Origin of the sequence: Bradyrhizobium sp. HKCCYLRH1034, from assembly GCF_051168375.1 — a bacterium.
Lineage (GTDB): Bacteria > Pseudomonadota > Alphaproteobacteria > Rhizobiales > Xanthobacteraceae > Bradyrhizobium.
This window is the reverse complement of sequence record NZ_JBNPUW010000002.1, coordinates 697002-718133: the sequence shown is the minus strand read 5'-3', so window position 1 is coordinate 718133 and position 21132 is coordinate 697002. Positions and strand designations below refer to the sequence as shown.

Annotated in this window: 17 protein-coding genes; 9 read left to right on the top strand and 8 right to left on the bottom strand. The window is 65.8% G+C overall.

Translation table 11 applies throughout. The features are described from left to right. Nucleotides 1-88: 88 nt before the first annotated feature. Nucleotides 89-601 carry a GNAT family N-acetyltransferase gene (locus ACQR0W_RS07125; protein ID WP_315717304.1) on the bottom strand — a complete coding sequence of 171 codons (513 nt, stop codon included), beginning with the start codon at nt 599-601 and terminating at the stop codon, nt 89-91. Nucleotides 602-851: 250 nt separating this feature from the next. On the opposite strand from ACQR0W_RS07125, the gene ACQR0W_RS07120 reads away from it, so the two are divergent. From ACQR0W_RS07120 to qhpR, 4 genes are all read left to right on the top strand, one after another. Further along, nucleotides 852-2252 (top strand): ethanolamine ammonia-lyase subunit EutB, encoded by a 1401-nt coding sequence (locus ACQR0W_RS07120; protein ID WP_316171618.1) that lies wholly within the window; start codon nt 852-854, stop codon nt 2250-2252. After that, nucleotides 2249-3031 carry an ethanolamine ammonia-lyase subunit EutC gene (gene eutC / locus ACQR0W_RS07115; protein ID WP_316171617.1) on the top strand — a complete coding sequence of 261 codons (783 nt, stop codon included), beginning with the start codon at nt 2249-2251 and terminating at the stop codon, nt 3029-3031. Before ACQR0W_RS07120 ends, eutC begins: the two co-directional genes overlap by 4 nt. After that, nucleotides 3024-4430 (top strand): ethanolamine permease, encoded by a 1407-nt coding sequence (gene eat, locus ACQR0W_RS07110; protein ID WP_316171616.1) that lies wholly within the window; start codon nt 3024-3026, stop codon nt 4428-4430. Before eutC ends, eat begins: the two co-directional genes overlap by 8 nt. A 149-nt stretch (nt 4431-4579) precedes the next feature. Next, nucleotides 4580-5641 (top strand): AraC-like transcriptional regulator QhpR, encoded by a 1062-nt coding sequence (qhpR, locus tag ACQR0W_RS07105; RefSeq protein WP_315717308.1) that lies wholly within the window; start codon nt 4580-4582, stop codon nt 5639-5641. 16 nt (nt 5642-5657) lie between these two features. Here qhpR and ACQR0W_RS07100 read toward each other — a convergent pair whose 3' ends face one another. The 3 genes from ACQR0W_RS07100 to ACQR0W_RS07090 all read right to left on the bottom strand — a co-directional run bounded on the left by ACQR0W_RS07100 (nt 5658) and on the right by ACQR0W_RS07090 (nt 8412). Next, nucleotides 5658-6830 carry a M20 aminoacylase family protein gene (locus ACQR0W_RS07100; RefSeq protein WP_315826995.1) on the bottom strand — a complete coding sequence of 391 codons (1173 nt, stop codon included), beginning with the start codon at nt 6828-6830 and terminating at the stop codon, nt 5658-5660. Between the two features lie 78 nt (nt 6831-6908). Next, nucleotides 6909-7841: a glycosyltransferase family 2 protein gene (locus tag ACQR0W_RS07095; RefSeq protein WP_315717311.1), complete on the bottom strand. Its 933-nt coding sequence runs from the start codon at nt 7839-7841 to the stop codon at nt 6909-6911. Between the two features lie 49 nt (nt 7842-7890). Continuing rightward, the gene (locus ACQR0W_RS07090) at nt 7891-8412 is read right to left on the bottom strand and encodes an NUDIX domain-containing protein (protein WP_315717312.1); all 522 of its coding nucleotides are present in this window, start codon (nt 8410-8412) and stop codon (nt 7891-7893) included. A 127-nt stretch (nt 8413-8539) separates the two neighbouring features. Between ACQR0W_RS07090 and ACQR0W_RS07085 the strand changes: the two genes are divergently transcribed. After that, nucleotides 8540-9424, top strand: a complete 885-nt coding sequence (locus ACQR0W_RS07085) for a metallophosphoesterase family protein (protein ID WP_316171615.1) — start codon at nt 8540-8542, stop codon at nt 9422-9424. A gap of 15 nt (nt 9425-9439) precedes the next feature. Here ACQR0W_RS07085 and ACQR0W_RS07080 read toward each other — a convergent pair whose 3' ends face one another. Both ACQR0W_RS07080 and ACQR0W_RS07075 read right to left on the bottom strand, forming a co-directional pair. Next, entirely contained in the window at nt 9440-9988 is a 549-nt protein-coding gene (locus ACQR0W_RS07080; protein ID WP_316171614.1) for a hypothetical protein, read from the bottom strand. Between the two features lie 233 nt (nt 9989-10221). Then, nucleotides 10222-10428, bottom strand: coding sequence for a DUF4170 domain-containing protein (locus ACQR0W_RS07075; protein WP_315717315.1), 207 nt, complete (start codon nt 10426-10428; stop codon nt 10222-10224). Nucleotides 10429-10622: 194 nt separating this feature from the next. On the opposite strand from ACQR0W_RS07075, the gene ACQR0W_RS07070 reads away from it, so the two are divergent. After that, nucleotides 10623-12068 carry a helix-turn-helix domain-containing protein gene (locus ACQR0W_RS07070; RefSeq protein ID WP_316171613.1) on the top strand — a complete coding sequence of 482 codons (1446 nt, stop codon included), beginning with the start codon at nt 10623-10625 and terminating at the stop codon, nt 12066-12068. 921 nt (nt 12069-12989) lie between these two features. Here the strand turns inward: ACQR0W_RS07070 and arsA are convergent. Further along, a complete protein-coding gene (gene arsA / locus ACQR0W_RS07065; RefSeq protein WP_315717317.1) occupies nt 12990-14759 on the bottom strand; it encodes an arsenical pump-driving ATPase in 1770 nt (589 codons plus the stop codon). Between the two features lie 588 nt (nt 14760-15347). Here arsA and ACQR0W_RS07060 point away from each other — a divergent pair. Further along, nucleotides 15348-16853, top strand: coding sequence for a glucan biosynthesis protein G (locus ACQR0W_RS07060; protein ID WP_316167427.1), 1506 nt, complete (start codon nt 15348-15350; stop codon nt 16851-16853). Next, nucleotides 16841-18970: a glucans biosynthesis glucosyltransferase MdoH gene (gene mdoH, locus ACQR0W_RS07055; protein WP_315717319.1), complete on the top strand. Its 2130-nt coding sequence runs from the start codon at nt 16841-16843 to the stop codon at nt 18968-18970. The genes ACQR0W_RS07060 and mdoH overlap by 13 nt, the downstream gene beginning before the upstream one ends. Nucleotides 18971-18988: 18 nt before the next feature. Here mdoH and ACQR0W_RS07050 read toward each other — a convergent pair whose 3' ends face one another. After that, nucleotides 18989-20287 carry a TadE/TadG family type IV pilus assembly protein gene (locus ACQR0W_RS07050; RefSeq protein WP_315717320.1) on the bottom strand — a complete coding sequence of 433 codons (1299 nt, stop codon included), beginning with the start codon at nt 20285-20287 and terminating at the stop codon, nt 18989-18991. Nucleotides 20288-20622: 335 nt separating this feature from the next. On the opposite strand from ACQR0W_RS07050, the gene ACQR0W_RS07045 reads away from it, so the two are divergent. Next, nucleotides 20623-21030, top strand: a complete 408-nt coding sequence (locus ACQR0W_RS07045; protein ID WP_315717321.1) for a hypothetical protein — start codon at nt 20623-20625, stop codon at nt 21028-21030. The last annotated feature ends 102 nt before the right edge of the window (nt 21031-21132 follow it).

Sequence of the window (21132 nt, the reverse complement as noted above, 5' to 3'; positions counted from 1 at the left end):
ACCCCAAAACTGTCAACTATGTCCCCGAACAGGTGTAAGCTATGTCTCCGGGCTGAACACTGCGCTCGCAATGACGGAGAGACCGAGATTACTTCGCGTAATCCCAATCGGGCCGGATCGCACCCTCGACGCCCTCGAACGCGCCCTCGATCAGTTCGTTCACCAGCAGCCGGTTGTAATCCACCGGTCCCGGCATGATCGCCCTGCCCTTCGGCACCGGCTTGAAGCCGACGCGCGCGTAGTAGGCCGCGTCACCCACCAGCAGTATCAAGCGGTGGCCCTGCGCCCGCGCGTCCACGACCGAGCGCTCCATCAGCATGCGGCCGATGCCGTGCTTGCGGAACGGCGGCTCGACCGTCAGCGGCCCGAGCATCAGCGCCTTGGTGTCGCCGACGCAGATCGGCAGTTGCCGCACCGAGCCGACCAGCAAAGTGCCGATATGGGCGGTGAACGACAGCGCGAGCAGATGATCGACATGCTCGCGCAAGCGGTAGGCGCTCAGCACGAAGCGGCCGGGGCCGAAGGTGCGCTCATGCAGCCGCTCGATCGCCTGCGCGTCGCCCGGCTTTTCGGCGGAGATCGTAATGGACAGGTCACTCATGTGGGGTGGCGAGATAGCATTCTGGAGCGGCGCGGTCCATGGCGGGCCGTCCACGTGTTGACAGCATTCGCCCGCCCCCGGGGGTCACCGATGCCAGTTTTCTGAGCATTCGCGCGGCGTGACCGAAGATTGTGCTAAGATGTCAAGTTTCCGGAGCCGCCCTCGCTTAACCTGCCCCGGCTCATGAGCGTTGTGGTCGCCATCGCGGCCGCTTGGACCGCTCTGACGCAGCACGAGCGGCAGGTCGAAGATGACGGGTGCGTTCCGGTCGCGCCATCGCGGCGAAACTCATGTGTTCGACGATCTCAAGACGCTGCTGGCCTGCGCCTCGCCGCGCCGCTCTGGCGATGAGCTGGCTGGCATAGCAGCCGACAGCGCCGCGCGGCGGGTGGCGGCGCGGATGGCGCTCGCCGACGTGCCGCTGCGGCGTTTCCTCGACGAGCCGCTGATTCCCTACGAGAGCGACGAGGTCACGCGCCTCATCCTCGACAGCCACGATGCCGCCGCATTCGCGCCCGTCGCGTCGCTGACCGTCGGAGAATTGCGCGAATGGCTGATGTCCTGGGAGGCGGATGCCAACCGGCTGGCCGCCCTCGCGCCGGGCCTGACGCCGGAGATGGTGGCCGCGGTCTCCAAGCTCTGCGGCAATGGCGATCTCGTCGCCGTCGCCGCCAAATGCCGGGTCGTGACCCGCTTCCGCTCCACCATCGGCCTGGAGGGGCGGCTGTCGTCGCGGCTGCAGCCGAATGATCCGACCGACGATCCCCAGGCGATCGCCGCAGGCACGCTCGATGGCCTGCTGTTCGGCATGGGCGATGCGGTGATCGGCATCAATCCCGCGACCGACAATGTCGAGGCCTGCATCCGCCTGCTCACGATGCTCGATGATCTCAGGCTCAAATTCGAGGTGCCGACGCAGTCCTGCGTGCTGAGCCACGTCACGACCTCGATCCGGGCGATCGAGAAAGGCGCGCCGCTCGATCTCGTCTTCCAGTCGATCGCCGGCACCGAGGCTGCCAATGCCGGCTTCGGTGTGACCCTGAAGCTGCTCGCCGAGGCGCAGGACGCAGCCTTGTCGCTGAAGCGCGGCACGGTCGGCAACAACGTGATGTATTTCGAGACCGGCCAGGGCGCGGCGCTGTCGGCCGACGCCCATCACGGCCTCGATCAGCAGACCGTCGAGGCCCGCGCCTATGCCGTCGCGCGCGTGTTTTCACCGCTGCTGGTCAACACCGTGGTCGGCTTCATCGGTCCCGAATATCTCTACGACGCGAAGGAGATCATCCGCGCCGGGCTGGAGGATCATTTCTGCGCCAAGCTGCTCGGCGTGCCCATGGGCTGCGATGTCTGCTACACCAACCACGCCGAGGCCGATCAGGACGACATGGACGATCTGGCGCTGCTGCTCGCGGCGGCCAACGTCAACTTCCTGATCGCCGTGCCGGGCGCCGACGACATCATGCTCAACTATCAGAGCCTGTCGCATCACGACGTGATGCGGCTGCGGCATCTGCTCGGCCGCCGCCCGGCGCCGGAGTTCGAGGCCTGGCTGGCGCGGATGGGCCTGCTCGACCAAAGCGGCCGCGTGCCGCCATTGCCGGGCAGCTCGCCTTCCGTAGTCCGGCTGATCGGCCAGGGAGCGCGGGCATGAGGGACGATCCGTTCGACCTGCTGCGCGGGATGACGCGCGCCCGTGTCGCACTCGGCCGCTCCGGCGACGGGCTTCCGACGGCCGCGAAGCTGGAATTCCAGATGGCGCATGCGCTCGCGCGCGATGCCGTATGGGGCAAGGTCGATTTCGACGGCATCGCCGACGCGCTCGCGCCGCGCGAGGTGATCAAGGTCGCGAGTGCAGCGCCGGACCGCGCCAGCTATCTGCGCCGGCCCGACCTCGGGCGCCGCCTCGCCGCGGAGGAAGCCGCCAGGCTGACATCCGGTCCGTACGATCTCGTCTTCATCATTGCCGACGGGCTGTCGGCGGATGCCGTCGAAAACCATGCCGCCGCTGTCGTGATCGCCACCGAGGCGCGTCTGACGGGCCTGTCCATCGGCCCGATCGTGCTGGCTTCGCAGGCGCGTGTGGCGCTGGGTGACGATGTCGGCGCCGCGATGCGCGCACGGCTGGTCGCGGTCCTGATCGGCGAGCGTCCGGGTCTGTCGGCCGCGGACTCCCTCGGAGTGTATCTGACGCTGCACCCGGCCCCGGGCCTGCGCGACAGCGCCCGCAACTGCATTTCCAACATTCACGACCACGGGCTCTCGGCCGAGCGCGCCGCCGACAAGCTGGCCTGGCTGGTGCGCGAGGCGCTGCGGATCGGCGTCACCGGCATCGGCCTCAAGGAGGCGGCGCCGGATGCCGCGATCGAGACGACCACATCGTCATCCCAAATCACCCATCACAAGCAGACAGGAGCGACTGGACATGAGTGACGAGGCCAAACCGACCCTTTCGAAGAGCCTGACCGGACTCCATCTGTGGGGCATCGCGGTCGGGCTGGTGATCTCCGGCGAATATTTCGGCTGGAGCTATGGCTGGGACAAGGCCGGCACGCTCGGCTTCCTCGTCACCACGATCTTCATCGCGGTGATGTATACGACCTTCATCTTCTCCTTCACCGAGCTCACCACCGCGATCCCGCATGCCGGAGGTCCTTTCGCCTATTCCTACCGTGCCTTCGGCCCGCTCGGCGGCTTCGTCGCCGGCTTCGCGACGCTGATCGAGTTCGTGTTCGCTCCGCCTGCCATCGCGCTCGCCATCGGCGCCTATCTCAACGTCCAGTTTCCGGCGCTGTCGCCCAAGACCGCCGCGCTCGGCGCCTATCTGGTGTTCATGGCCCTCAACATCGCCGGCGTATCGATCGCCGCGACGTTCGAGCTGTTCGTCACGGTCCTGGCGATTGCCGAGCTCCTGGTGTTCATGGGCGTCGTGTCGCCCGGTTTCTCCTTCGCCAACTTCGCCGCCAACGGCTGGGCCGGTGAGAATTCGTTCTCGCTGACGAGCATCGGCGGCATCGTCGCGGCGATCCCCTTCGCAATCTGGTTCTTCCTGGCGATCGAAGGTGCGGCCATGGCCGCGGAAGAAACCAAGAATCCGACCAAGACGATTCCGCTCGCCTACATCGCCGGGATTCTGACGCTCGTCGTGCTCGCCTTCGGCACCATGATCATGGCCGGCGGCGTCGGCGACTGGTCGAAGCTCGCCAACATCAACGATCCGCTGCCGCAGGCGATGAAGATCGTGGTCGGCGAAAACTCCGGCTGGCTGCACATGCTGGTGTGGATCGGCCTGTTCGGACTGATCGCCTCGTTCCACGGCATCATCATGGGCTACTCGCGGCAGATCTTCGCGCTGTCGCGCGCCGGCTTCCTGCCGGCCAAGCTCGCCGCGCTGCACCCGACCTGCCGCACGCCGCATTGGGCGATCTTGGCCGGCGGCGTGATCGGCATCGCCGCGATCTACTCCGACGAGCTCATCCAGTTCGCCGGGCAGACGCTGACGGCGAACATCGTCACCATGAGCGTGTTCGGCGCGCTCGTGATGTACATCATGAGCATGGCCGCGCTGTTCCGCCTGCGCGCCACCGAGCCCAATCTCATCAGGCCGTTCAAGGCGCCGCTCTATCCCGTGCTTCCGGCCGTGGCGCTGGTGTGTGCGACGCTCTCGCTGCTCACGATGATTTGGTTCAACCTGCAGGTGTTCGCGGCCTTCGTGGTGCTGTTCGCCGCCGGTCTGCTGCTCTATCGTCTGACGGCCGGCAAGCGCGGCAACGCGGCGAGTGACAACCTGCTCGACATCGCCTTGACCGAGGCCCGCGCCATGGCCGACTGATCCGCGAGGACTCGCGAGATCCAGGATCGAACCAAGCCCTCCGCGTCCCTGCGCGGGGGGCTCTATCGATAGCCCGCTTCGGCAGGCACGTGACTTGCATAACTACGAGGTGTCAACCGACGGCGTACGTCCTCAAAGGCGAGGATTTCATGGCACAGCCTCCCGCAGCCGAACACCAGCATCCGCGCGACCGCAGCCGGAACATTCTGGCCGCTGCTGCGACCGGTGTCGCCGATTTCATCGCCCTGACGGGAGGCCGCCCCGAAGCGGTGTTCGAACGGGTGGGCATCGATGCCGAATGCCTCGGCCAGACCCGCCGCGCGCTCGACCTCGCCGACTACGTCGCGATGATGGAAGATGCCGCGCAGGAGACCGGCAACGACAATTTCGGACTGTGGTTCGGCCAGCGCTACCAGCCGCAGATGCTCGGCCTGATCGGCGAGATCGCACTCGCGGCGCCGACGCTGGGCTCTGCGATCGAGCATCTTGCGCTGTGGTTTCCCTGGCATCAGCAGGCGACCGAAACCCGTCTCACGCGCCATGACGGTTTGCTCCGGCTGGAATATCGCATTCTCGACGGCTCGATCGTCGATCGCCGGCAGGACGCCGAATTGACCATGGGCATGTTCGCGAACGTCTTCCGCGCCTGCCTGCCATCGGGCTGGGCGCCCGACATGGTGCTGTTCGAACATGCCCGGCCGGCTGCCTGGCGCGATCATGAGGCAGCCTTCGATGCCGACGTCGGCTGGTCACAAGGCACGAATGCGCTGGTGTTTCGCGACCGCGGCCTGGACCGCGCCATGCCCCAGGCCAATCTGTCTCGCCTGCAGCGGCTGACGACAGATCTTGCCGGTGTCGCCGGCTCCTGCGGCACGCCCGCGTTCCTCGATCTGGTCCGTGGCGAAATCCGGCGGCGGTTGTCGGCCGGCGCGCTTCATCTCGAGGAGGTCGCCGAGGCGCTGTCGACCACGTCGTGGACGTTGCAGCGCCGGCTTGCCGAGTTCGGCGCCACCTTCTCCGACCTCGTCGAGGTGACGCGGCTCGACCTCGCCCGCCACTATCTGCGCCAAGCGCATCTGCCGCTCGGCGACGTCGCCTTCCTGCTCGGCTATTCCGAGGCGTCCGCATTCTCCCGTGCGTTCTCGCGCTGGAGCGGCTGCAGCCCGCGGCAGTGGCGCCAACGGTCATTGCAGGCGACCGCTCGCAGCTAGCGCCACGCCGCCGGCATCAATCGGCCGGCATCGTCTTCTCGACCAGCCGCACCCAATAGGACGCGCCGTGGCCGAGAATGTTGTCGTTGAAGCGATAGGCCGGGTGGTGGCAATCCTTGCCGTCGCCCATGCCGAGGAAGACGAAGGCGCCGGGACGGGCCTGCAGCATGAAGGCGAAATCCTCGGCCCCCATCAGCGGCGGCGCATTGTCGACCACCCGCTCCGCGCCGACAACGTCGCGAGCGACGTCAGCGGCGACGCCGGTCTCGCGCGCATGGTTCATCGTGATCGGGTAGAGCCGCGTGTATTTCGTCGTCGCCTCACCGCCATAGGTGCGGGCGATGCCGTCGGCGACCTCGGCAATGCGGCGCTCCACCAGGTCCTGCACCTCGGGATCGAGCGTGCGCACGGTGCCCTTCAATTCGACGGTCTCCGGAATGACGTTCATCGCCTTGCCGGCCTCGACGACGCAGATCGAGATGACCGCCGACTTGATCGGATCGACGTTGCGCGACACGATCGACTGCAGCGCCGTGATGATGTGCGCGGCGATCAGCACGCTGTCGACCGCCTTGTGAACGCCGGCGCCGGCATGACCGCCCTTGCCGCGGACGGTGATCTCGAGCTGGTCCGATGACGCCAGCATCGGACCCGGCCGCAGCGCGAACACGCCTTCGGGCACGCCCGGCGCATTGTGCAGACCGTAGATCTCCTGGATGCCCCAGCGGGTCATCAATCCATCGTCCACCATCGCCTTGCCGCCGGCGCCGCCCTCCTCGGCGGGCTGGAAGATCACGATCGCGGTGCCGTCGAAATTGCGCGTGTCGGCGAGATGCTTGGCGGCACCCAGCAGCATCGCGGTATGGCCGTCATGGCCGCAGGCATGCATCAGGCCCGGCGTCTTCGACGCATAGGGCACGCCCGAGGCTTCCTCGATCGGCAGCGCGTCCATGTCGGCGCGCAGGCCGATGGTGCGACCTGAACTGGTCCGACGGCCGCGGATGACACCGACCACGCCGGTGCGCCCGATGCCCGTCACCACCTCGTCACAACCGAATTCGCGCAAGCGCTCGGCGACGATGCCGGCGGTGCGGTGCACCTCGTACATCAACTCCGGATGTTCATGGAAATCATGGCGCCAGGCGGCCATGTCGTCGGCGAGCGCGGCGATGCTGTTGAGGATGGGCATGGAGGCGGTGTTCTCGTTCAGGACGTTGACGCCCGAACCATGACCGGAACGGCGGACGGACACAAGCTTCCGCCTGCATCAGCCCTCGATCGGGGCGTGTGACAGGTAGGCCAGCAGCTTCATCTCGCGGCGGCCGCGGGTGACGGTGTCGAGCACCAGGCCCGACGAGGCCGACAGCAGCGCCATGATCATCAGGCCCATCGACAACACGGCGGTCGGCAGCCTCGGCACCAGTCCAGTCTCGATATAGGTGACGAAGATGGGAATCGCGAAGCCGATCGAGACCAGCGCGAGGAAGATGCCGATCGCGCTGAAGAAGCGCAGCGGCTTTTCCGAACGATAGAGCTTCAGGATCGTGCCGAGGATGCGGAAGCCGTCGCGCCAGGTGTTGAGCTTGGAGACGGACCCTTCGGGCCGCGCGTAGTATGGCGTCGCGAGCTCGGCGACCGGCAGCGCCAGCTCCAGCGCATGCACGGTCAGCTCGGTCTCGATCTCGAAGCCGTCGGAGAGCACCGGGAAGGATTTGACGAAACGGCGCGAGAATACGCGGTAGCCGGACAGGATGTCCTTGAAGGCCTGGCCGAACACCTCGGCGAGGAAGCTCGTCAGCATCCAGTTGCCGGTGCGATGGCCCATGCGGTAGGCGGCCTGCTCCTGGTCGACGCGCAGACCCACCACCATGTCGAGCCGCTCGCTCACGAGACGCGCAACCATGCCGGGCGCGCTCGGCGCGTCATAGGTCGCGTCACCATCGACCAGCACGTAGATGTCAGCATCGACATCGGCGAACATGCGCCGGACGACGTGACCCTTGCCCTGCCGCCGCTCAGAGCGCACCTCGGCGCCGGCCGCGCGCGCGACCTCGATGGTGCGGTCCTTGGAATTGTTGTCGTAGACGTAGACGGTGGCCGTCGGCAGCGCCTGCTTGAAATCGCGGACCACGGTGGCGACCGCGGCCTCCTCATTGTAGCAGGGCACCAGCACGGCGATCCGCATCGAAGGTGATATCATCGACCCCTCTCCCACGGGACGGGAGACTGCCCTCATTCGGTGCAGAAATTCATAATGATCCGGCGGCAACGTGCTGTTCCGGCCGCCAGGTGGGAATGATCTTAACGCCGTCTAGCACCTCGCGCAGGCGGGACAGCGTGCCGAGCGTGGTTCCCTCCGGCAGCGCGTCGCGGGCGAAGAAGCCGGTCTCCACGATCTCGAGGTTCGGCTCCGGCGGCCGGTCCTGCGTGAACCTTTTGATAACGAAGACGGCGACGTGGTCGCGCGGCGAGACGTGGCCGTTGAGGAAGATGCCGTGCAGCTCTGGCTCGCCTTCCAGCGCGATCCGGCCCTCCTCGAACAGCTCCCGCGTCAGCGCCTCGATGAACGTCTCGCCGACCTCGACGCCGCCGCCCGGCAGGTGCCAACCCGAGACATAGCCGTGCCGGACCAGGAACACGCGGTTCTCGGCATCCAGCACCACGCCGCGGACGCCGAGCGTCATGCCGCGGGCGAAGCGCCAATAGAGGTGGAAGCCGCGCCGGAGCGCGGGCTCGAGCCGGATCCGCAGCCGGCTCAGATATGTCGTCATCGCTGTCGTCGTCCTGGTTGTTCTTGCGCTCGCTGGCAGGGCTTGTCATGAGAGCCGGGCACCACGAGGGATAGCACGAGATGACATCTGGGCGCGCTTGCATCCGCCATCGGCACCGAGGGGCATAATGGCTGCCTTCACGCTCGCCCATCTGTCCGACCCGCATCTCGCGCCACAGCACAAGCCGCGCCTGTCGGAGCTCGCCGGCAAGCGCGCGCTCGGCTATCTCAACTGGACGCGCAATCGCTACAAGTACCATCGCCGCGACATCCTCGATCTGCTGATCTCCGACCTGCACACGCAGATGCCGGACCAGATCGCCGTCACCGGCGATCTGGTCAATTTCGCGCTGGAATCCGAATTCCCCATCGCCCAGGCCTGGCTGCGGACCGTGGGGCCGCCGGACAGGGTCACCGCGATTCCCGGCAATCACGACGCCTATGTGCGCTCCACGCGGCTGCGCTTCGCCGAGAGCTTTGCCGACTATTTCGGCGGCGATGCCGAGGGACCGGCCACGTTTCCGTCGCTGCGCCGGCGCGGGCCGCTCGCGCTGATCAGCCTGTCCTCTGCCGTGCCTTCGGCGCCGTTCATGGCGACGGGACGGCTCGGCAGCGCACAGCTCGCTGCGCTGGAGCAGATGCTCGAATCGCTGGCGCACGAGCAGCTGTTCCGCGTGCTGCTGGTGCATCATCCGCTGCGCTCGACCCACCGGATGAAGCGGCTGACCGACGCGAAGAAGCTGATCGCGCTGCTCGCGCGCCACGGCGTCGAGCTGATCCTGCACGGCCACGACCACGTGCATTCGACGCTCTGGATCGACGGCCCGGAGCGCAAGATCCCGGTCGTCGGCGTGCCCTCGGCCTCCTCGATCGCGCATGGCCACTATCCGGCCGCGGCCTACAACATGTTTGCCATCAGCAGCGACGGCAATCACTGGCGCTGCGACATGACCGTGCGCGCGGTCAACGAGGCGCTGCGCGTGCGCGAGATCCGCGAGGTCCGCCTGCTTTGAGTCGCGGCCAGGCCGTCAGATCTGCTGCAGGCTCGCATAGAATGCGACCCCGAACAGCGACAGCGCGCCGAGCACGAAGCCGAGCACGAACGGCCAGATCCCACCACGCCGCCGCGGCGCCTCGGCGATCGTCCTCGCCTGAGCCCGCGCGACGCTGAAGGCGCGCTCGCGCTCGACCATGCGGCGGGCGACGTAGTCGGTGACGGCCTTCACGATTGCGCCGATGTCGTGCGACTCGGCGAGCACGATGCGGCCGTTGCGGGTGTCCTGCACAAAGCGGTACTGCCGCTTGTCGCGTCCCATCACGACATGGGCGACGACGTCGATCCACAGCCGCGGCGTCTCACCCTGGCTGATGCCGCGATCGAACAGATCGAGCTGACTCGGGATCTCCGCGAACAGCGGGTCGAGCGCATCGTTGAGGATCTCCAGCCGCGCCACCTCGGCGTCGCGCAGGTCGACCACCACGCCTGTTCGGTCTGCGGCCTCGATCCGGGCCTGGCGCAGCGCTTCGCGCAGGCGCACGGGGCGGGAGTCTGTGCTGCTATCGGCGGCCTCGGACATCGCTCACGCTTTCACGGTTCGGCCCTGGTTTCGCCAGGTTCCCACCGTGTTAACCTAGCAGTAACCCAGTATTCTGCAATCCCCTTTCATCTTCAATGGGTTATAAGCACGCCGTCGTAACCACGAAACGGACGTGGGCGGCCCCCGCCGATGTGACCCGGCTGAGACCGCCCCGTCCTTGGGCTCTTCCTTGAGCTTATTCAGATACCCGGCAATGCATTCCTTATCGGCGGTCAGGCCGCCGGAGCGCGCTGCGGCTCCTCGACGATCGAGAAGCGGACGCCAGCCTTGTGGCGGTTCTCCTCGGACACCTCGCGCCAGCAGTCCTCGGCTTCCTTGCGCGACTTGAACGGACCCTTCACCTGGGCCGAGCCTTCCACCAGCTTGTGGAAATTCATCGAGCCGAACTCGCCGCCGATCACCCAGAAATTGCTGCTCATGAGACTCTCCTTGAACCGTCACAACTTTGACAGTGCATTGCGAATTGCGTGACAGGAGATAAACGCGAATCCGGCTGTTTCGTATAGAGCCCTTGTTTTCGAATGGTGATGTCATGTAACATCATCACTTGTCATAAATGTCATTTTGTAAAATTTGTCACAATCCAGGGCTGGCTACCCCCAAGGAGATCAAGATGCCCGGCGAATCCGGAAAGAAGCTGTTCGTCGGCCCGCGCTTCCGGCGCATCCGCCAGCAATTGGGGCTGTCGCAGACCCAGCTCGCCGAGGGCCTCGGCATCTCGCCGAGCTATGTCAACCTGATCGAGCGCAACCAGCGCCCGGTCTCTGCCCAGATCCTGCTGCGGCTGGCCGAAACCTACGACCTCGACCTGCGCGACCTCGCCAGCGCCGACGAGGACCGCTTCTTCGCCGAGCTCAACGAGATCTTCTCCGATCCGCTTTTCCGCCAGATCGAGCTGCCCAAGCAGGAGCTGCGCGATCTCGCCGAGCTCTGCCCCGGCGTCACCCACGCGCTGCAGCGGCTGTACGCGGCCTACACCGAGGCGCGCCGCGGCGAGACGCTGGTGGCGGCGCAGATGGCCGACCGCAACGAGGGCGCCCGTTTCGAGGCCAACCCGATCGAGCGGGTGCGCGACCTGATCGAAGCCAACCGCAACTATTTCGCCGAGCTCGAGCAGCAGGCCGAAAGCCTGCGCGACGCGCTCGACGTGCCGGCCGAAGGGCTCTATGCGGCGCTCGCCGCCCGTCTGCGCGAAAAGCATTCGGTGCAGACGCGGGTCATGCCGGTCGACGTCATGCGCGAGACCTTGCGCCGTTACGACCGCCATCGCCGCCAGCTCCTGATCTCCGAACTGGTCGACGGGCCCGGACGCACCTTCCAGCTCGCGGTGCAGCTCGGCATGGCCGAATGCGCAGCCCAGTTCGAGCTCATCATCGGCCGCGCCGGCGCCATCGACGACACCGCGCGCCGGCTCTACCGCATGACGCTCGCGAGCTACTTCGCCGCCGCCGTCATGATGCCCTATGCGCCGTTCCTCACTGCTGCGGAGGCGCTGAGCTACGACATCAACGTGCTGGCGCAGCGCTTCAGCACCGGCTTCGAACAGGTCTGCCACCGCCTCACGACCCTGTCGCGCCCGAACGCCCGCGGCATCCCGTTCTTCATGCTGCGCGTCGACAATGCCGGCAACGTCTCCAAGCGCTTCTCGTCGGGTACCTTCCCGTTCTCCAAGTTCGGCGGCACCTGCCCGCTGTGGAACGTGCATTCGACCTTCGACACACCCGACCGCCTCCTTAAGCAGATCATCGAGCTACCCGATGGTTCTCGCTATTTCTCGATCGCCCAGATGGTCCGCCGCCCGGTCGCGCCGCATCCGCTGCCGCAGCCACGCTTCGCCATTGGCCTCGGCTGCGAGATCAGGCATGCGTCGCGCCTCGTCTACGCCGCCGGCATGGATCTGGAGAAAGCCGAGGGCACTCCGATCGGCGTCAACTGCCGGCTCTGCGAACGCGAAAACTGCGCCCAGCGCGCCGAGCCGCCGATCACGCGGACGCTGATCCTGGATGAGACGACGCGGCGCGTCAGCTCGTTCGCGTTCAGCAATGCAAGGGAGCTGTAGAGCCAACGCTCTCCTCCGCGTCATTCCGGGGCTTGCGCGAGCCGCGCCCCGGAATGACACCGAGTTTGCAGCTCCTCTCTCTGCGTCATTGCGAGCGAAGCGAAGCAATCCAGAGTCGCGCGCTGAGCCCTGGATTGCTTCGGCGCAAGGGCGCCTCGCAATGACGTGGAGAGACATAAGATCACCTTCTCGCGGCGCATCGGCGCCCGAGCTTTGCTGTTCGTTTGCCCCCTTGAATACAGAGGGCGCAGGGAAGACCGGGAGCTCGCCGCCCCCATGGCCCCCGTGCGAAAGAAATGCACGGGGCAGGAACCACAGGTTCGGCTGGGACATCCCGGCCTTCCCTGCGCGATGGCTTTACGGCTTACTCCGTGCTCTCCCCAGGGACCGGCTGTCTTGCCCCTGTCATCAGCGCCATCGTCGGCGCGAACTTGATCTCAGCACCGGGAGATCAGGACCACACGGCTTGATCGTGCGCATCAAACCGTTCGTCGGCACGATCGCTCGCGCTGCGGTTCGATACGCCCATCGCATCCCGCACCCCACGTTCGTGACGACCGCGATACGCCCCTCAGATCGAGGCGGGACGAGCGGAGTGAACATCAAATTCTGAAAAATGGAAACAGGAATATTTTTGCCGATGGGACTGGACACGAGTGATCCAGCTGAACTGGCTGACGAAATCAGTCCATCGGCGCACATGGAATTGACAGCTCGACAGGCCATGAGAGGAGAGCGCGCGCCGCAAATCCAACAAAACTGAGCGGCCGATTTGCCCGACGGGCGGGCGGGGATTTTCGCCGTCGCTGCGTCGCAACGACCGCAACAAACTCGGCCCCTGATCTCGCCATATCCTGCGATCGGGCAATGAAGACGTGATCCCGATAGGGGGAGACCAGATCGCGATCGAGCTGAACGTGATCAAGAACTCGGCATCGATAACGTCTCCAGCTCCTCGATGCCGATGGGAGGCTTGCTTCGCCACGCCATGATGAAAGCGCGCTTGGCCAAGCCGTCCTGAACACGAGCGATCTGCATCCGCTCTCTGGCAATCCGCGCCCGCAGCAGGGGATCGCGAGTTCCGGAGGCGGCGAGGCATTTGTTGATCACCCAACCGAACGGCTCGATGCCGGCGCGCCGCAGGTCCTCCTGGAGAGCGGCGGCCTCCGAAACGGGCGTCGTTTCCGGCAGGGTCACCAGGATGATCTGCGTGTAGGTGGAATCCTGCAACCGCATCAGCGGCGTGATCACCCGGCCGGCACCGCCCGGCTCCAATTGGCTCGTCAACTGGCGATGATAGGCCCCGGTCGCATCGAGTAGGAGCAGGGTATGACCGGTCGGCGCCGTATCGAGCACCACAAAGGCGCTCCGAGCCTCCGCAACCACGTGCGAGAAGGCATGGAAAACGGCGACTTCCTCCGTGCAGGGCGAAGCCAGGTCCTCAAGCAGGAGCGCCTTGCCCTGCTCATCCAGGTCGCGGCCGCGGCTCGCTAGTATTTTCGCGACATAGCGCTCCGTCTCGCGCCGAGGATCGATCCGGTCCACCGTCAGCCCTGGGCTCGCGGCGTCAACGACATCCGTGACGTGGGCCGCTGGATCGGTCGTGCTGAGGTGGACGGCATGCCCGCGCCTCGCGAGGCCGACAGCGATGGCAGCCGCAATCGTCGTCTTCCCGACGCCGCCCTTACCCATGACCATGATGAGGCCGCGATTGCGGTGAGCGATGTCATCGACCAGACGGTCGAGTCCCTGCACGTCAACCGGCACTCCAACTTGTTCGCCAGTCGACGTCTCAAGCCGTGGACCGGACGACGACAACACTGCCCTGAGCGCCGCGAGACCCACAATGTCGAACCCAACCAGTGGGATTTCGTCCCGCGGCAGCTTACGCAGCGAGTCCGGCATCGAGGCGAGAGCCTCATCCTGATCCCGCTCGAGTGAACTTGCGACCGCGTCAGTAGGGTCAGTGGCGTGAAAGCGTCCGTTCACGGCGAGCGTCTGATTGGTGAGATTGAGCCCATCAAGTTCGCTCGACGTTCGCGCCGCCTCCCGGATTGCGCTCCGGTCGGCGCGGGTCACCAGGACCACGGTCGTCCGCCTCGGATCGCTCAGCGCCTGGAGCGCTTGTCGAAAACGATCCTCCTGCATCTTCAAACCGGAATGCGGGCCGAGGCAGGAGGCGCCGCGGCTGTTGTCCTTCAGAAAACCGGTCCAAGCCTTCGGCAGGCTCAGGAGCCGCAGGGTGTGGCCGGTCGGGGCCGTATCGAAGATGATATGGTCGTAACCCGCTCTGTCTCCGTCGAGCAATCCGACGAACTCGTCGAATGCGGCAATCTCGGTGGTGCATGCGCCGGAAAGCTGCTCGCGTATGGTCGATCTCTCCTGATCGGTCACCGTGGGCTCGAGCTGTTCAAGCACGCGAGCTCGGTAGCTCTCGGCTGCGGTCTCAGGGTCGATATTCATCGCGAAGAGCCCTGCCGCGTTCGGCACCGGCACTGGACTGTCAGTTAGTTCAACTTCCAACATCTCGTCGAGGTTCGACGCAGGATCGGTGCTGACCAGAAGGACACGCAACCCACGGTCCGCGAGACTGATGGCGGTCGCACAAGCGAGCGACGTCTTGCCCACACCGCCCTTGCCAGTGAAAAAGAGAAATGGCGTCGGAGCGTTCAGCGCACGCAATCGAAGCATTCAAATCCCTTCCAAGTGATTGTGTGCGACATTGCCGACCCGGGAGCCAATACGATTTTTGTCGCCGACGTTCGTTCGATCCTGTGCATAACCCTGGAATGCCCGACTGACTTTGACGTCCTTTCGGGTGACCAGTCATCCTCCCCGCCTGGATCGGCTGCTGCAGACCAATCGACTGGTAGAGCCTCGGCCGGATTCCTTAATTGCGATAAGTCAACAATCGTGCCGCGGAGCGCAACAGTCGTCGGCATTGCGGCAGCTGCTGTCTGCGATTCCACGACGTGGAAGACCGGCGGCCCGGCCCCGGATGCAGCCCCAAGCCTTCCAGCGTAAGCCACGAGAAGCGAAATTGCCGTGGCTGGCGAGCAGGTCGAATGTTCACGTCTCGGCTCCAAGTTTGTCGCGCAGGTCCGTCGCTCACGTTGCGTTCAGAACGGCGCGCCCATGATCTGCACGCGCCGGCGGGATCGCCGGTGGCGCGTTCAGCAGGACGGGACTCCAAAGCAGCCCCCTCTCGTTGACTTCCGATGGAACCCGACGCCTTCAGAAATGTTGCTCCGCAGTTCCATGCAGCAAAGCGAGAATAAGTTGAATCGCCGTCAGTTCATTCAATCAGCGGCTGCGATCCCGGTCGCCGCATCCTTGACGCGGAGCGCATCAGCCGCGCCGCCTGCGGCGCAGCCGTTCAATGCGGCCTATGTGCGCGACCTCGCGCGCAATCTCGCCGCCAAGCCCTACGCTGCGCCGGATGACAAGCTGCCGGACGCGCTGGCGAAGCTGAACTACGACGCCTACCGCTCGATTCGGTTCTTGCCGGACCATGCGCTGTGGCGCAGTGAGAACCTGCCGTTCCAGGCGCAGTTCTTCCATCGCGGCTCGATCTACAAGGACCGGGTCGAGATCTATGAGGTTGCGGACGGCAAAGCCAGCCCCGTGGCCTATCGACCCGAGGACTTTGCATTCGGTCAGCAAGTCCCGGCCTTCCCGGCGGCCGATCTCGGCTTTGCCGGCTTCCGCGTCCACGCGCCGATGAACCGGCCGGACTACTACGACGAGGTCTGTGTGTTCCTCGGCGCGAGCTATTTTCGCGCCGTCGCCAAGGGCGAGATTTACGGACTGTCGGCGCGCGGGCTCTCGATCGACACCGGCGAGGCCAAGGGCGAGGAGTTTCCGGTGTTCAAGGCGTTCTGGCTGGAGAAGCCGACGCAAGGCGCCACCGCAATGGTGGTGCATGCGCTGCTCGACAGCAAGAGCGCGACGGGCTCCTACCGGTTCACGATCCGCCCTGGCGAGACCACCGTATTCGACGTCGAGGCATCGCTGTATCCGCGCGTCGAGATCGCTCACGCCGGACTGGCGCCGATGACCAGCATGTTCTTCTTCGGACCCAACGACCGCAACGACGTCGACGATTTCCGCCCCGCCGTGCACGATTCCGACGGGCTTGCGATGTTCAACGGCAAGGGCGAGCAGTTGTGGCGCCCCCTCAGCAATCCGCGCGACCTGCAGGTCAGCGTGTTCAACGACCTCAATCCGCGCGGCTTCGGCCTGATGCAGCGGGAACGGACATACACCGCCTATCAGGATCTCGAATCGCATTTCGAACGGCGGCCGAGCCTGTGGATCGAGCCGATCGGCGACTGGGGTGACGGCGCGGTGGTGCTGTTCGAGATCCCCACCAACCAGGAAATCCACGACAACATCGCCGCCTTCTGGCGGCCGAAGACGCCGCTCGCGGCCAAGGGCGAGCACAACATGACCTATCGCCTGCACTGGGGGCCCGATGTGCCGAAGCCGAATACGCTGGCGCGCTTCACGCGCACTGGCGTGGCCACCCGCGGCGAAGGCCGGCTGTTCGTTCTCGAGCTCCAAGGCGACGCCTTGAAGAGCCTCGATCCGAACATCGTCAAGGGCGTGGTCAGCGCGGCGAAATCCGAGGTGACGAACATCGTCGCGCAGCCGAACCCGGAGACGCAAGGTTGGCGGCTCAGCTTCCAATGCGCGGTCGGCGATGCGCCGGTCGAGCTCAGGGCCGAACTGGTTGCCAACGACAAGCCCGTATCCGAAACCTGGGTCTATCGATGGACGCCATGACCGCAGCGCAGCCGCGTCCGACCTATGAGGCTAGCGACGCGAGCTTTCTCCCGGCCGAGGCGCCGCTCGCGATGGTGCCGTCGCCACTCAATCATGCCGCGCCCGGCCGACGTGCCATCACGAGCGGCGGCCGCATCGCATTCCGGCGCGCTCTCATCTTCGCCGGCACCGCGGCGCTGACGCTGGCGGGCTGCTACAAGATGTACGAGGTCGTCGAGGTCGGTGGCGTGACCGTGCTGGAAGGCATGGTACTCGTGCTGTTCTCGATCCTGCTCGCGTGGATCGCCTTTGCCTTCGTTTGTGCGCTGGCCGGCTTCTGCGCCCTGCTGGGGCGGCGGCGCGATACGATCGCGATCGACATCGACGGTCCCCTGCCCTCTTTGTCCGGCCGCACAGCCATGCTGCTGCCGACCTACAATGAGGATCCGGACGCGGTGATGGTGCGGCTGCGCGCCATGATCGAATCGGTCGCCGGGACGGGACAGGCCGAGCGCTTCGACTGGTTTCTGCTCAGCGACACCACCGATCCCGACATCTGGATCGGCGAAGAGGCTGCGTTCGTCGATCTGCGCCAATCCTGCGGCACAGATCGGGTGTTCTACCGCCACCGGGCCGACAATGTCGCCCGCAAGTCCGGCAACATCGCCGACTGGGTGCAGCGCTTCGGCGCGGCCTACGACTATATGATCATTCTTGATGCCGACAGCCTGATGAGCGGCGCGACCGTGGTCCGGCTGGCCCATGCCATGGAGAACGCGCCGCAGGCGGCGCTGATCCAGACCCTGCCCGTGATCGTCAACGGCACCAGCCTGTTCGCGCGGCTGCAGCAGTTCGCGAGCCGGCTGTACGGCCCGATGATCGCGGCCGGCAATGCGTGGTGGTACGGCGCGGAAGGCAATTACTGGGGCCACAATGCGATCATCCGGGTCGCGGCCTTCGCGCAAGACGCGGCGCTGCCCGAGCTCCCCGGGCGCAAGCCGTTCGGCGGACATATCCTGAGCCACGATTTCATCGAGGCCGCCCTGATGCGCCGCGCCGGCTGGGGAATCTACATGACGGTCGATCTCGACGGCAGCTTCGAGGAGGTGCCGCCGTCGCTGATCGATCACGCCGCGCGCGACCGGCGCTGGTGCCAGGGCAATCTGCAGCATCTCGCCGTGCTGCCGGCGCGCGGCCTGCACTGGGTGTCGCGGCTGCATCTGCTGATCGGCATCGGCGCCTATGTCACCGCGCCGTTGTGGTTTGCCTTTCTCGTGCTCGGCATCCTCATCTCGCTGCAGGCCAACTTCGTCAGGCCCGAATATTTCCCCAAGGGCTTTGCGCTGTTTCCGACCTGGCCGGCTCAGGACCCGGTGCTCGCCGCCCAGGTCTTCGCGGCGACGCTCGGCCTGCTCATGGTGCCGAAGCTGCTCGCCTGCCTCGTCACGTTGTTCACGCCGACGCGACGCCGAGGCTTTGGCGGCGGGTTGCGCCTCTGCGTCGCCGTGCTGGCGGAAACGCTGCTCGCGGCCCTGATCGCGCCTTCGATGATGATCTTCCAGTCGATCGCCGTGATCGAAATCCTGATGGGGCGCGACGCCGGCTGGCAGGTGCAGCGCCGCAGCGACGGCGGCGTGAGCCGGCAGGAGATCCTTCGCAAATTCGCGCTGCCGACGGTATGCGGCCTGGTCATGGCGGCGAGCGCCTATGCCGTCTCCGTCCCCCTGCTGGCCTGGATGTCGCCGGTCATCGCCGGCCTCGTGCTGTCGATTCCGATCGGTCTGCTCACGGGCGGCCGCAGCACCGGCGCGCGCCTGTTCACGACGCCCGAGGATCGCGCTCCGCCGCCGGTGCTGGTCCGCGCCAAGCAGCTTGCGGAGAATCTGCGGCCGGATCGCCGGGCGGCGCTGGTCGAACTGCGCCAGAACGCCGGTCTCTGCCGCCAGCACGTTGCGTCCCTGCCGCCGCCTCGGCGTCGCGAGCCGGGCGACATCGACGTCGACCTCGCCACCGCCAAAGCGCGGATCGCGGGGGCCGGCTCGTTCACGCAGGCGATCCGCTTCCTGTCGCGCCGTGAGATCCTGGCCGTGCTCAGGGATGGCGCGACGCTGGAGCAGCTCGTCGCACTTCCCGCATGAGCGCCTGGACGACCTGCCCTATTTGGTCAGATGCGCCGATGCGATCGCCTGCTGGAACAGCGCGGTAAGCGCTGCGCCGATGCTGCCGCTCGAATCGACCTCGTAGTAGTAGCCCGGGCTGGCGCACGATTTCATGATGCCGCTGATCGAATCCCGCCATGGCGCGATATAGGTCGTGTACCAGCTGTTGTTGGTGATCGCGAGATAGGTGGTGTAGAGCACGGCGATCTTGATGCCACGAGCCTTCAACGCATCGCAGGTCGTCGTGTTCAGCGGTTCCTGGCAGCGGCCGCCCGAGAGAACTGTCTTGCTGCAGGTGGTCGGATAGGAATAGTCGGCGACGCCGTCGGAGACGAAGAACAGCCATTTCTGCGGGCTGGTCGACGAGCCATCGCCCTGGGTCGGGATGACGCCGTTCATCGCGGACATCGCACCGTCGAAATCGCTGCACATGTCGTTGTTGTAGCCGCTGTAGGGGATCGTCATCAGGTCGAGCGAACCGACCGACGATTTCACCGAGGACATGCTCGAGGACAGGCTGGCGATGGTCGTCAGGCCGAGCGAGCCGCAGTCGCTGCCCAGGCTGTACACCGCCATGCGGTACTGGTTGCTGACGACCTGGCTGGCGGTCGCCGTGTCCGTGAGCGACTGCGTCGCGCTCCGGACGACGTCGATGCGCATCGTCACGCCCTTCTTCTTGGCGATGGAATAATAGCTGTTGGTCTGCAGCGTCTTCTTCGAGCTGGACGTATAGGTGTCGTGGCAGGCGAAGGCGCACTTGTCGGACGTCGCATTCTGCAGCGTCGTCATGTCGGCCGTGGTCGCGCCGAGACCCTGCGACGGCGAGTTGTCGAGCAGAACGTAAAAGTCCATGTAGGTCGGGAACGAGGCCGAAGCCGACGACGAGGCCGAGACCGTCATGGTCGGGTAGCCGAACATGTGCATGAAGGCCGTCTTGACCACCACGGTGGCGCTGCCGGTCACGGTCCGCGCGGTGACGCTATCGCTGATATCGATGTTCAGCGAGTCCGCCGCCAGATTGTGCGCCGACATCTGGCCGTTGAACATGTTGGTCGCCGCCGTCTTGGCGTCCGACGCGGCGCCGCGCATGGCGGTGTAGCCGGTCGCGGCCAGCATCGCGGCGTCCATCGAAGCCGACAGCTTCGCCTTGGCGCGCACGGCCATCGAATAGTCGATCGCCGAGCCGACGAAGGCGAGGATCGGGAGCAAAGCAAGCGCGAAGATGATCGCGATGTTGCCGCTCTGGTCGCGACGGAACCGCGACAGTAGCCTGAGGTATCTATTTCCGGCCAGCACGGCCACACTCCAACGAACACGGTGATGTTGCCGGGAATGTTGCGGATCAAGCGTTGCATTGGAATTGATGGAATTGCCGAGAATTCGTTACGTTGCGTTTCCGATTGTCGTAAGCGGTGTCGATGCACCGCTCGAAGCGTCATGACCGCCATGCGGAGGGTTTTCGTGGGCCGGCACGACACCGAATGACGGACGGGTCTCGTCCGCCCGCCGCCCCGATCTGCGCGGCACCCCTCCTCTGGTACCCCGATTGCAAAGCGGCGGCACCGATTGCATAGTCCGCGCGGTTTGCAGCGCCGGGGCGCGCTGATTCTCTGGGGGAGTTGGGGACGACGATGGCGGATGCCGATCTTGATGCCGTGATCCGGCAACTGGCCAAGCAGCAGAACAAGGCCATTCTGGCAGCGGCGAAGAAGCGCAAGGACCGCTTCAACGGCATGGCCGTCAAGGCCAAGGACAAGGACGCCAAGGAGCGCTTCAAGCTGCTCGCCCGCGAGGCGGTCGAGCAGGCCAATGCCGCTGCCCGACGGCTCCTGATCTCCGCCGACAACGTCGCCGACAGCTACGCCCGCGCGATGCGCCAGGCCGCCGCCGCGGAGCTGCCCAGGAAGCCGGAGACCAAGCAGCCGGAGAAGAAGGCCGACGGTGCGGCGGCCAAGCCGCAAGGCGGCAAACAGGCTGGCAAGGCTGCCAGGAGGGATCCTGCGAGGCCCGCGCCGAAGAAGGCCGCCCGGAAGGCCTGAGCCGGCCATCGAGCGCGGGACGCCGCGCCACTCCGGAAAATTCCGCGCTCGATAGCAACCATAGCCGCGCCCTTCGACTTGCCTCCGCAACATTCTGTCCGG